This is a genomic window from Bacillus sp. bc15, from assembly GCF_900142585.1.
GTDB classification, from domain to species: Bacteria; Bacillota; Bacilli; order Bacillales; family Bacillaceae_G; genus Bacillus_A; species Bacillus_A cereus.
On the sequence record NZ_FRBJ01000001.1, the window covers coordinates 780,191 to 792,947 of the forward strand.

Here is a 12,757-nt window from a genome sequence, read left to right on the forward strand (position 1 = left end):
GTATGTAGAAGTGAAAAAGGGGAAAACTATTGTATAATTATTGATAATTTAGGGGGCGCCAAATGAAGCATAATAAAGAAGTAACACTTGGGGATTACGTTCAATTTTCATATCGTAAAAATCCTAATTTGCAATTAATGGGATTTGTGGTGAATGTTTTACAAAATACAATTGTTATAGATATTGCGGAAAGAATGGATATCGAGGTAGATGATTTTAGGCAGGTTGTAAAGCATGGTTATTATAATAAAGTGGTTCATAAGCAAATAAAGAATAGTGTTTCATAAAAAAGTGCTCCTATATAAATTTAGGAGCACTTTTTATGGAGAGAATTTCCGCAAAGTTTTTTTGTCAGAGGTATAAAATTTTCATATGAAAATACGTTTTGAAGATATTTTCTTATTTGTTAATTAATAATTTTTTCAATCTTTATAGCTGTTATGAATTTAAAATATTATTCATAAAAATTTCACATAATTTTATTAAAAAGAAAAATACTAATACTTGTTTTAATACTTTACTTAGAGTTATTAAAACAAATTTACTAACTGCGAAACAAGGAGGCATCACTGTGGACATTCGTGAAGGATTAATTCCAACAGCTTTAGGTACAGCAGTGACAGCAGCAGGTTATGCTCTTAAACAAACTCGTGGAACTAATAAAATGATTGCAAATACAGTATTTGGTTTTGGTTTAGCACACGTCGTTTTAGGTGTAATCGATCTTGTTGAACATCGTCGTTAGAACGAAAGGCAAGCATTGATATATGCTTGCCTTTTTGGGAGTACATTTATTATTCATTTTTCAAAATATGTTTGTATGGCGTAATCATTATCAATGTAATTAAATAGTTACACTACAAGGAAATTAGAAAGTAAAACTGTGAGCATTGAATTTTATGAAATGAGATGGTGATGGAATGGAATTTTCTTCTGAAAGTAATACGTATCATGCTGGTGACATTGTTTATATTTTTTACCGAAATCCTCATACTCAAGACGTAGCTAACATACAAGCTGCAGCAGTTGTAAATAATCCTGAAAGACCTAATGAATTAGCACTATTTCTTTACGAAACGTATTATCCACTAACAAATGAGATGGCTATATATGCTACCGAAGATGAGGCAAACCAAGCTTACACTTACTATTATGGTGATATTTCAGAGGGGATGTTAGAATGAATAAGCCATTTATGCCTAAGCTCGTATATTTTGAACCGAAAGCATTAGATTATCCTTTGGGGAAAGAGCTGTTTGAGAAGTTTTCAAAGATGGATGTTGAAATTCGACATACTACTTCCCATAATCAAGTAAGAGATTTGCCAGGGGATAACGATTTTCAAAAGTATCGAGTAGCAAAATCCACGCTGGTTGTTGGTGTTAGAAAAACACTGAAATTTGATACTTCCAAGCCTTCAGCAGAGTATGCAATTCCTTTTGCAACGGGATGTATGGGGCATTGTCATTATTGTTATTTACAAACAACGATGGGAAGTAAGCCTTATATACGAACGTATGTAAATGTTGAAGAAATTTTAGATGCTGCTGATAAATACATGAAAGAGCGTGCACCTGAAGTAACAAGATTTGAAGCGTCGTGTACTTCAGATATTGTAGGAATCGATTATTTAACGCATACCCTTAAACGGGCCATTGAGCATTTTGGAGAATCTGAATATGGGAAATTGAGATTTGTTACGAAATTCCACCATGTAGATCATTTACTTGATGCTAAACATAATGGAAAAACAAGATTTCGCTTTAGTGTAAACGCTGATTATGTGATTAAAAACTTTGAACCAGGAACTTCTCCCTTAGCTAAACGAATTGAGGCAGCAGGAAAAGTAGCTAGAGCTGGATATCCTCTTGGTTTCATTGTAGCTCCTATTTACCTGCATGAAGGCTGGAAGGAAGGATACTATCATATGTTTGAACGCCTAAATGCTGAATTACCTCTTGATGCACGGGATGATATTACATTTGAATTTATTCAACATCGTTTTACAAAGCCAGCTAAGAGAGTAATTGAAAAAAACTACCCGATGACAAAACTAGAATTAGATGAAGAGAAAAGAAGGTATAAATGGGGGAAATATGGAATCGGAAAATACATTTATCAAAAAGAAGAAGAAGAGGATATAAAAAACTATCTGTATTCCTATATGAAACAGTTCTTTCCTAATGCAAAACTAGAATATTTTACATAAAAGAAACGAACAAAATTCATTACATCATCAATCTAAAAAATTACTCACTCAAAAAAGTGATATTGGTCAACAATTCGCTAATAAATCATTTGAAAAATTTATATACGAAAGTCTTTTATGTAAAAATATGTTTCATTATGAGCTGAATCCCAACAGTTAAACAGAAAAATACAGTGGTTGCTCTGAGTTAATGGAGATAGAAGAAAGAGGATTTGTAGTAGGCGCGTCTTACGATATTGTTAAGGAAAAGAAATCAAATCCAATTATGAAAGGGACGTATCAGATGGTACTTCCCAGTAAGTTAGCGCAGCAAGGTGGAAAAGGGGCAGGGAATAATTATATTAATGTGAGTGCAAAAGCAGATAGTGTATTTGAACAAATACGAATTATTGCTAAAAAAATTAGTCGTGAATTATTTTTTCCGCATATACAAGTGATTATTTTTTCTGAAAAATTACTCTCGAATCCTAATGTTTTACAGAATACGCTAGATGTACATATTCGTGATCATGAAATGAGAAGAAACATCCGTCTATTTGTTTCTCGAGGGTACTTTGGCGGAGTTGCATTTTAGCGATTATAAACAAGTTATGGATGAAAAACGCTTAACGAAGGATATTTCAAAAGAGATGGAGCAAAGGATTCAAAAATCAATAAAGCTTGTTCAAAAAAATATAAGGTGGATGTATTAGCATTAGGAGAAGTATATAAGCGGAATAATTATAAAGAATGGAAGAAAATAAGTAAGAATTGGGATCAAGGTGAAAATTATTTTAGTAATGCTGACATTAATGTTTATGTTCATCTAGTAATTGAACATTCAGGCTCAGCTTTACCGAAGAGAGTGAAATAAGGTGATTTAAGTCGTTAGCGGATTAGAAATACGCTAAACGATATTAATGCTGGTTCTGCATTTTCAATCAGTGCAGACTTATGTACTTTAAACGTGATTAATAAATTATATTTGGCTTATTATGATCCTTTGCTTAGCACTAGTTAGAGTTATAGTAAAAATATTAAGCAGAAACGACTTATTTTTAATAATAAGAGGAAATATGTTACTGAAAAGTAAGGAGACAAATTATTACTTTTTTAAAGAGTAATTAGGTCCGTACAATGACGCATTAAAGTGATTCATAAGGGATTCTGAATGCTAAGAGAGTGAGAATGAATTACAAAAGAAAGGTGCATAGGCGCCTTTCTTTTTTTGAAGGGATTTTTTGTTACGAGTTATTACAAAATTGGGTTCAGGGGGTACTATAAAATTTTAGCTTGATGGCGATGGGGTAGCATCCACGTCTATCAACATCACTACACCTATATTTAATACTGCGTTACGTGCCTTTAATCAAGTGAAAAACAAGACCCATTTTGTAAAAACTGAAACCAACGTTTTCTAAACTGAACTTGAGCCATATCTGCATGAACATGGGCCTCCATTTTTAAAGCTTCTGGTATAGGTCTAGGATGTTGACTTTCTACAATAATTTGATCCTCTTTTAGTACTCTTAAACTAAATTTAGCTAAAATTTGGTCTAGTAAAGGGAAGTACTTTAAAAATGTCCTTCCGGTATATCCCATAATTAATGTCTCTTCTTCATCAATTGGTGTAAACGTAATGTACTGAATAAATGACTCATTCTCCTGTTTGCCACTGTGAAGCATCCACTGATGTGGGAATTTGTATTCAAGGTAAGCATTACCATTTGAGAATATAAACTGATCCAGTGTTCCCTCCAGCTTATAATTGGTTGATTCGGCTTTTGTTTTTCTACCAATCGTTTTTTTATGTACATAAGCAAGATGAGCAATATCCAGCACAGATTCGATTGATCGAGTAAGGTGTGCATTCCAAGTGGCGTGGAAGAAAGAGAGTTTAAAAGGAGTGTTCTCCATTACATGAAAAGTTTTCCATTCAGGTGGAGTTTCCTCACTATCAGGGTATATCCAAATCAACCCAATCTTTTCTTTTACAGGGTATGAGGAGGTATGAGCAAATTTCGGGATAGGTTTATTGGGTTGGGATGGAATTCTTACACAAGTACCACAACTATCGAACTCCCAACCATGGTAGGGACAGACTAGTTTACCATTTACTACTTGTCCCAGTGATAAGTCAGCGCCACGATGAGGGCAGTAAGGTGATAGAGCCTGAACTTCGCCTTTTTCATCCCGATATAATACAAAATCTTTGCCAGCAACTCTTTTTTTTACTGGAATCTTTTTTATATCTTTTGCATAACTCACAGCATACCAATTACGTGGGAATACTCTATTTATATTTAGAGTCATTTATTTTCTCCTTCTTTTTATTCACCTAGTAGATATTAGTGGTGTCTACTGTATACTGTCTATTCTATGCTATAAAATATTTTAAATGTTCGTTTAAAATTAATAAATCTACAGTTTGATCAAATCATTATGAAAGCCTGTATAATCTCTCTAAATGTAACAAAAATGACTATAGTACAATAGATTTTAAAAAGGAGAAAGTCTTATTTTATTGAAAATTGAGATATTAAGCAATATTCCTATTGCTATTAAATTCACCATTAAAGAGCTGCCACCAAAACTTACAAATGGAAATGGAGTACCTGTAAGAGGAAATAGTCCCGTAATACCACCTAAATTTACAACTGATTGCATACCAATCATACATCCTATACCAATTGCTATAAAACTGCCGAAAGGATCTACACATAATTGTGCAATTTTTAAGGAGCGAAGTACTATAGTCAAAACTCCAACCAATAGAATAAATACACCAATAAATCCTAGTTCTTCAGAAACTATTGCCATTATAAAATCAGTGTGTGGTTCTGGAAGATAACCTGTTTTTTGTATGCTATTTCCAAATCCACGACCAGTGATTCCTCCAGAGCCCATGGCAATAAAAGAGTTTACAAGCTGGTATCCATTTCCTTGCGCATCAAGAAAGGGATTGAAAATCGTAGTAATACGTGTCTTTTGAACTTCTGATAAACTATATTGAATCAAATAATATAAAATAGGTAACCATAAAATAGAACCGATGGTAGTTCTTTTGATTAGTAGATTTATATTTATTCCTGAACAAAGAAATATGCTAAAACCTATACCTAATATTAAAAGTGCAGATCCTAAATTTGGTTGTTTAAAGATAAGAAAAAAAATTGTAGCTAAAAAAAATAAAAGTTTTCCGATACCACTCCAGTTATTTTTAGCTTGTTCTTGTCGCAATGCAAAAAAACGGGCTGTTACAAGGATTGTTCCTAATTTAAGAAATTCAGCTGGCTGTATTCCAAAGATCCATGATTGAGCATTATTTACCACTTTTCCTTTCCATAAAACCATAATTAATAAAAAAATCCCCCCAACCATAATACAGATTGAGACTATTCGTTTTTTCCATATTTCATATGGGAGTAAAGCACAAATTATTAATCCTATTGTTCCTAAAAGTAGCTTTGTTAATTGAGAATCAACAAAATGTCTACTGTTATAACCGTAATGTTGGACAGCGACAATGGAGCTTGCACTATACATCATGATAATACCTAAAGTACATGTTATGAATAGAGGAAGGAGCAATAGATAATCGAGTTTTAATATTTTTTTCATTTTAATATCCTCCTGATTTAAAACAAAACATAATATTACATTTGCTAATGAATAGAATCTTGTTCTCGTCAATTACTAAATATGACTTTTGTTTAGGAAGATTCTATCGCTTATTCCCTGTTTTTTACGCAAAAATCCCCCTAGTATGTAACTAGAGGGATTCAAAATGGCATGAGTAAATAAGGCTTTTTTCCCTCTAGTAGAGCTTTGGCACTATACAACGTAAAGTAATGAAAATTCATTACTTAGCTATCTTAAGAAGAGCCTTAATCCGACAATTCCTGTTCTACCCATTGGCGTCTTTCGACATTTTTGGGCAATAGCCTGTGTTTGCATAGGAGCCTCACCTAACAGGTTAAGCAATATAAATTTTATGTGTTTGTTTCGTGTAGCAAGCATAAATATATTTTTTTTGCTTGTCAAGCAACCATATTGCTAATTTTATTTGTTTTATTGCTTTATAGTTCTTTGAGAAATGATATGAAAAAATGTCTGTAATCATTCTGTATAAGTACATATTTTTGACTTGTAGTGTATCGTTTGATTAAGTAGTTTAACCATATAAATTTGATAAACAGTAAAGAAGATTTTAATCATAAAAGAAGATTTTTTTGTGAATGTTCTTTTGATATACAGAATGACTAATTATTCATCTTTTGTTATAAAGTTGGAATTTGATTAAAAACAATAAGTTTCATATGTTTTATTACGTTTCTTCGAATTAAATCTATTTGAATTCTATGTTTTTTAAGGGGAATTTTAAATTTATAATAAAATATAATTTCATTTTCTATAAAAGATTTTTTTATGAATGGAATTGAAAGTCAGTTGACAAATATTAAATTCTGGTTTAAATTTTGAAGTAATTCAATAAACTTTGTTAGGTGAGGCTCCTGTATAGAGAAACGCTGCTGCCCAAAAATGTCGAGAGACGCCAATGGGTCAACAGGAACGGTCGGATTAAGGCCCTTCTTAATGTAGCTGGTTATAAAAACCTATGCTATACAGTGCTAAAACTCAACGAGGGAGTGGTATACGATTTGGTAGAAAGGCACCTCTGTGATTTCGGCAGAGCTGTCTTAATAATCATTTATTTGTATTGTGATAAAACCTTTACTCCTTTTTGAGTAAAGGTTTTTCTGTTTAATGTTATTTATTTTTATCTTGTCTATATTCAAAAAGGAGGTAATTCTAAATAATGAATTGATTGCAATGTAACTATTATTGCTCTAATAAAAAATTTTAGAAAGATAAAATAAAACAAAACCACTCATGAAACTCTAGAGTCTCCCTTAGCAATATGAGGAGGAGTTAACATGAAGAAATTATTAAAAGAATTACTTGTAACCAAAAATAATTTGGATGCAGAGAAAGTTTTACGTCTTCCGTCGTATGATGTTGCGCAAGAAGTAAAAAGATTTTCAATTGAAGATCAAATCATATTGCTAAATACGATTCCCGTATTAAAAAGCTCTAAAATTCTTCAATATATGAGTGCAGAAGAAAAATATAATATCTTAATTCACTTATCTGAAAACAAAGCTAAAAAGTTACTAAATTTACAACCGATTGATGAATTAGTAGATTTACTTCTAGCGGTTCATCCTGAAAAACAAGCTAAATTAATGGCGTATCTAGACAAAATTACAAAACATAACGTAAAAAAATTGATGAATTTCAAACCTGAAACGGCAGGAAGTCTTGTCACAAGTGATTTTGTTGCAGTTAGAGGAAATTGGTCAGTAAAAATGACATTGAAGTACATTAGGGAACATTCTGAAAATGTAGAATCAATATCTTATAGTTATGTTCTTGATAGTCATGGTTATCTTGAGGGAATCGTTTCCATACATGAGTTATTACTAGCAGCAGATGAAGAGATATTATCTACTATCATGATGCCAGAGGTAATTTCAGTACATGCTGAAGTTGACCAGCAAGAAGTTGTAAAAAAGCTACTAAATTATAATTTAGCAGCCATACCTGTGATAACAGTAAATAATAAAATGATTGGTATTATAACATTTGATGACGTAATGAATGTTATGGAAGCAGAAGCTACAGAAGATATTCAAAAGTTAGGCGGAAGTGAACCGTTGAATCAATCTTACTTTGAAGCTAGCGTTTGGAGTATTTTCTTCAAACGTCTACCATGGTTATTACTTCTTTTTGTTGCTGAGGCATATACAGGTACAGTATTAAAGTATTTTGAAGACGAAATTGAAACTGTAGTTGCCCTTGCTTTCTTTGTTCCATTATTAGTAGGTACTGGAGGGAATACAGGAACACAGGTTGTAGCAACAATTACTCGTGCAATTGGTATTGGAGAGGTGAAATTTAAAGACATTTTCCGTGTAATGAAAAAGGAATTTGCAATAGGTATGCTTCTTGGACTTGCACTTGGGATAGCTGGGCTCACTCGTGCTTATATGTTAGGAGTTGGAACAGAAGTTGCACAAGTTGTAGCAATTACTTTATTATTTATTGTTATTTGGGCCTCTCTTGTAGCAGCTGTTTTACCTTTGATTCTAAGAAAATTAAAACTAGATCCTGCAGTTGTTTCAGGTCCATTTATTACAACATTTGTTGACGGAACAGGATTAGTAATTTATTTCATGGTTGCAAAAATGTTATTAAATTTATAAATATACACTGAAAAAATGAAATTCGGAATAAGTATTTTGCCCTAATTGCTAAAATATAGCGGGGAATTCAGGCATGAGGAAATCAAACACCCTTGTCTTTATTAAAAAATATTTTAAAAGATTCATTGAATGTAATTAATACCGGAGGATAAAACTATGAAACATCTAAGAAAAATCTTCAAACGAATTTTGCTTCTATTGTCTATTTTCATGCTTATTGGCATAGGAATATTATTTGGTACTAGCTATGGCCGGGAGCTTCGCATAACAATGGCTGGGAGTATACTAACTTCTCAGCATCCACAATATGCGAAGTATACATTCCTATCCCAAAAGGAACTAGATAAATTGCAAGATAGAATTAATCATCCAAAATGGTCAAATAGTGATGAGCATATTTATAAAAAAATAGCAGGAAAAAGATTAGAAGAATTTAAAAATCAGCCATTAGAAATTGATGTAGAAACGATTAAAAGTAACAAAGATAGTCGCTTTCTTTTTGAAGGAAAATTAGTTACTATTAGCAATCCCTTCAATGTTAAACTTGTTAGCCATCAAGGAACACAGGGCGCTAACAGGGGAGAAAAAATTAGCGTAATGGCAAAACGTAATCATGCACTTGTTGCTGTGAATGCAAGTGGATTTGCTGACGAAACAGGAAGGGGTGGAGGAAATGTTGCTACTGGAATTGTGATAGAAAATGGGAAAGCTATTGATACAAATATGGATAGAAATGCCCCTACAATTATTACGGGATTAACAAAGTTTGGTCAAATGATAACAGGAAATTATTCTACCCAACAACTGTTGGATAAACAAGTCGTTTCCGCAGCTGGATTTATGCCACAGTTAATTGTAAATGGAGAAAAAATGATTACAGAAGGAGATGGCGGTTGGGGGTCGGCTCCAAGAAGTATTATGGCCCAAAAAGAAGATGGTACAATTATGTTTCTAGTTATTGACGGTAGACAGACGCATAGTATAGGGGCTACGTTAAAAGAGTGTCAAGATATTCTATATGAAAAAGGCGCTATAAATGCAATGGCAATGGATGGAGGTTCTTCTGCTACGCTATATTTAGGAGGAAAGGTTATAAATTCACCGTCTACATTATCCCATGAAGATCGTTATTTACCGAACGCTTGGGTGGTAACAGCAAACCAAAAACAAAAAATAAAGATGACAATTGATGGGAGAAAAATAGATACCAAAACATCAGATGAATTTGATGCGAACATTTCAACGAATTTATGAATTATTAAAAATAGAACAAATACATGATTTTTATCTCGTTAGTTGGAAAATTAAAATTATTTTTTAAAATTAGAAATTATTATTACATATTCATGATTTGCACAATATCAAACGAGAGTGATGAGGATTCCAAATTTACGGAATTCTTATCACTCTTTTTTAGTTTTTTGTAAATATGGAACAATATCCTTACTTTCACTGTCTATTAAGCGTTAAAACATTTTTTATTAAATAAATTAAGAAAGGAATCATCATTTTTAACTAAGGGAGAAGATTGAATTGAAAAAATTATGGATGCTGTTTTTCATTTGTTTCGCAGTTATGTTGGTAGGATGTAATAAAAACGAACCGCCAAAACAAGCATTTGAAGAATATATTAATTTATGGAATGATAAAAAGTTTGCAAATATGTATGATCATTTATCAGATCATGCCAAAAAATCGATTTCTAAAAAAGAATTTACAGAAAAATATCAAAAAATCTATGAGGGGATTGGAGCTAAGAATTTAAAAGTTAAAATGAAAGGAGAGAATACGAAAGATAAAGAGCTTTTTCTTTTTGAAGTTAAGATGGATACGGATGTAGGACCAGTTTCATTCATCCATGAAGCAAAACTTGTGAAAGATAAAGAGTCTTGGAAAACAGATTGGACACCAGACTTCATCTTCCCAGGTATGAAAAAAGATTACAAAGTACGTATGCAAATAGAGCAAGGAAAACGCGGAGAAATATATGACCGCAATGGAAAAGGGCTTGCAACGAATGGTAAAGCAACTGAGGTTGGAATTATTCCAGAGAAACTAGGCGAAACAGCAGTGCAAACGAAAGAAATAGTAGCACAATTACTTGATATGTCTATAGAAGAGGTCGAACAAAAGCTCACAGCAAAATGGATAAAACCAGACTCCTTTGTACCAATTGGTATTTTAAAAGAGGGAACCAGACAGAATGATTATATTGAATTAGAAGGAGTTTCATCTCGCCCAGTAAATATTCGTACGTATCCATTAGGTGAAGCAGCGGCACACTTAACTGGATATATCGGAAAGGTGAATGCGGAGGAGTTAAAATCACTTCAAAAACAAGGTTATCAAGCAGATGATTTAGTAGGTAAGACCGGTTTAGAGAAAGTGTTAGAAAATAAATTGCGTGGTGAAAAGGGTGGACGCGTATTTATAGAAGATGAGAAGGGGAAAGAGATTAAAAACGTAGCAAAAAAAGAAGCAAAAGAAGGAGAAAATGTTACGTTAACAATTGATGCTGCAATTCAAGAAAAAATCTTTAATGAGATGAAAACTGAAGCAGGGTCTAGTGCAGCGGTCAATCCTAAAACAGGTGAAACAATCGCACTTGTAAGTAGCCCTGCTTATAATCCAAATATAATAGTTAGAGGAGCATCGAAAGCCCAACGAGAAGCATGGAGTAACGACTCGAAACTACCAATGACGAATCGCTTTACACAAGCATTTGTACCAGGTTCCGTATTTAAAACGATCACAGGTGCAATTGGTTTGGAAACAAACACAATAAATCCGAAGGAAGAATTTAAAATTCAAGGATTGAAGTGGACAAAAGATTCATCTTGGGGAAATTACTATGTAACGCGTGTAAAGGATGCAAGTCCAATTGATTTTGATAAGGCAATGAAGTACTCTGATAATATTTATTTTGCTCAACAAGCTTTGAAAATGGGAAAAGATCAGTATGTAAAGGAATTTAAAAAGTACGGATTTCATGAAAAATTACCAATCGAATACGAATTTCCTATTTCAATCATTGCAAAAGATGGGATAAAAAACGATATTCAACTAGCAGACACGGGCTATGGACAAGGACAAGTATTAATGACGCCACTTCATTTAGCATTAACATATGCACCGATTGTGAATGAAGGGAATATTCCGTCGCCACATCTTTTAAAAGAAGCAAAAGTAGCAGGGAATTGGAAAGAAAATGTGGTTTCTAAAAAGAATCAAGAGATATTAAAGAGTGCATTAATCAAAGTCATTAATGACCCTGATGGTGCAGGGAGAATTGCAAAGGTTGATGGTGTAACGCTTGCTGGTAAAACTGGCACAGCAGAACTGAAAGAGTCGAAAGAAGCAGACGGAAAAGAACTGGGATGGTTCGCAGCTTTCGATGCAAATGCGCCAGACATGATTGTTACAATGATGATTGAAGATGTAAAAGGAAGAGGAGGAAGTAACGTTCCAGGTGAAAAAGTAAAACATGTATTTCAGAAATAATACTTAATTATATGGTGAATTTTTTGACTAAATTTATTACATGTTTGCTTAACTCAAAGATATAAATTGGGGAAAATATAGAACAATTAAATTTCAAAAAAGCATTCTCGATTAGAAAGAATGCTTTTTTGCTGTGATTCTAGAAAAGTTGACATTGTTAATGGCAAATAGAAGGAGATAGCAAATTGAAATGGACAAGTGGAGTGTTACGTTAAATTCAAAAAACAGATTTTCATGAGTAGAATTTTATCATTGTATGCTTTACTTGTTTTTTAGTAGTATTATTCTGCTTGAAAAAAGATAAACAATGGAACAAATGAAACTTGTATCTTGTCTATATATTGAAACCATAATAAAAGTGAGGGCAGTTTTTATGTTTATTCAAATAAGTTTGAGGTGTGGAAATGGAACAGACGTTTATTGAAAAGTGTAATCATGATGAGCTGGACTATGTTATAAAAGACTATTGGCAAGATGTATGGAATTATTCATTTATTATTACGAAAGATCCACACTTATCAGATGATATCACGCAAGATGTATTTATAAAGGTGTTTAAAAATTGGAATTCATTTCGAAAGGAGTCATCTATTAAAACGTGGATATTAAAAATCACAAGAAATACGGCAATAAACTATTTGAAATCCTCTTATTTTAAAAGGATATCTATAATAGGATTTTTTAGTGACGATAAGCAATCCCTGTCAGCAGAACAAGAATTTTTTAAGCAAGAAGAAATGAATGATGTGTGGAAGGTTGTATTAGAACTACCTAAAAAGCACCGTGAAATAATTATATTGGA

General features: G+C 32.6%; 10 protein-coding genes, 2 pseudogenes and 2 riboswitches. Of the genes and pseudogenes, 10 read left to right on the top strand and 2 right to left on the bottom strand.

Features of this window, described 5'->3' with window-relative positions; translation table 11 throughout:
* Positions 1-62: 62 nt before the first annotated feature.
* From BUA87_RS03835 to BUA87_RS30805, 6 genes and pseudogenes are all read left to right on the top strand, one after another.
* Complete coding sequence (locus BUA87_RS03835) at positions 63-287, top strand: DUF2187 domain-containing protein (RefSeq protein ID WP_071714857.1); 225 nt, start codon at positions 63-65, stop codon at positions 285-287.
* A gap of 284 nt (positions 288-571) precedes the next feature.
* Positions 572-745: a hypothetical protein gene (locus tag BUA87_RS03840; protein ID WP_000354585.1), complete on the top strand. Its 174-nt coding sequence runs from the start codon at positions 572-574 to the stop codon at positions 743-745.
* 175 nt (positions 746-920) lie between these two features.
* Positions 921-1,184, top strand: coding sequence for a transcriptional regulator SplA (locus tag BUA87_RS03845; protein ID WP_000396091.1), 264 nt, complete (start codon positions 921-923; stop codon positions 1,182-1,184).
* A complete protein-coding gene (splB, locus tag BUA87_RS03850; RefSeq protein WP_001039638.1) occupies positions 1,181-2,209 on the top strand; it encodes a spore photoproduct lyase in 1,029 nt (342 codons plus the stop codon). Before BUA87_RS03845 ends, splB begins: the two co-directional genes overlap by 4 nt.
* A 190-nt stretch (positions 2,210-2,399) precedes the next feature.
* A pseudogene (locus BUA87_RS31630) lies at positions 2,400-3,062 on the top strand (Ger(x)C family spore germination C-terminal domain-containing protein).
* Between the two features lie 181 nt (positions 3,063-3,243).
* Positions 3,244-3,312: pseudogene (locus tag BUA87_RS30805) on the top strand (HXXEE domain-containing protein); the annotation flags it as partial.
* A gap of 241 nt (positions 3,313-3,553) precedes the next feature.
* Here BUA87_RS30805 and BUA87_RS03860 read toward each other — a convergent pair.
* Complete coding sequence (locus tag BUA87_RS03860; protein ID WP_071714858.1) at positions 3,554-4,501, bottom strand: aromatic ring-hydroxylating oxygenase subunit alpha; 948 nt, start codon at positions 4,499-4,501, stop codon at positions 3,554-3,556.
* Positions 4,502-4,687: 186 nt separating this feature from the next.
* Positions 4,688-5,809 carry an FtsW/RodA/SpoVE family cell cycle protein gene (locus BUA87_RS03865; RefSeq protein ID WP_000722116.1) on the bottom strand — a complete coding sequence of 374 codons (1,122 nt, stop codon included), beginning with the start codon at positions 5,807-5,809 and terminating at the stop codon, positions 4,688-4,690.
* A 185-nt stretch (positions 5,810-5,994) separates the two neighbouring features.
* A riboswitch (M-box (ykoK) riboswitch) is annotated at positions 5,995-6,171 on the bottom strand.
* A 507-nt stretch (positions 6,172-6,678) separates the two neighbouring features.
* Positions 6,679-6,844, top strand: a riboswitch (M-box (ykoK) riboswitch).
* Between the two features lie 281 nt (positions 6,845-7,125).
* Between BUA87_RS03865 and mgtE the strand changes: the two genes are divergently transcribed.
* From mgtE to BUA87_RS03885, 4 genes are all read left to right on the top strand, one after another.
* Entirely contained in the window at positions 7,126-8,454 is a 1,329-nt protein-coding gene (gene mgtE, locus BUA87_RS03870) for a magnesium transporter (RefSeq protein WP_000734827.1), read from the top strand.
* 156 nt (positions 8,455-8,610) lie between these two features.
* Complete coding sequence (locus BUA87_RS03875) at positions 8,611-9,708, top strand: phosphodiester glycosidase family protein (RefSeq protein WP_000681834.1); 1,098 nt, start codon at positions 8,611-8,613, stop codon at positions 9,706-9,708.
* Between the two features lie 279 nt (positions 9,709-9,987).
* A complete protein-coding gene (locus BUA87_RS03880) occupies positions 9,988-11,955 on the top strand; it encodes a penicillin-binding transpeptidase domain-containing protein (protein ID WP_016512814.1) in 1,968 nt (655 codons plus the stop codon).
* Between the two features lie 404 nt (positions 11,956-12,359).
* On the top strand, positions 12,360-12,757 hold a 398-nt coding region (locus BUA87_RS03885; protein WP_142953278.1), incomplete at its 3' end, for an RNA polymerase sigma factor.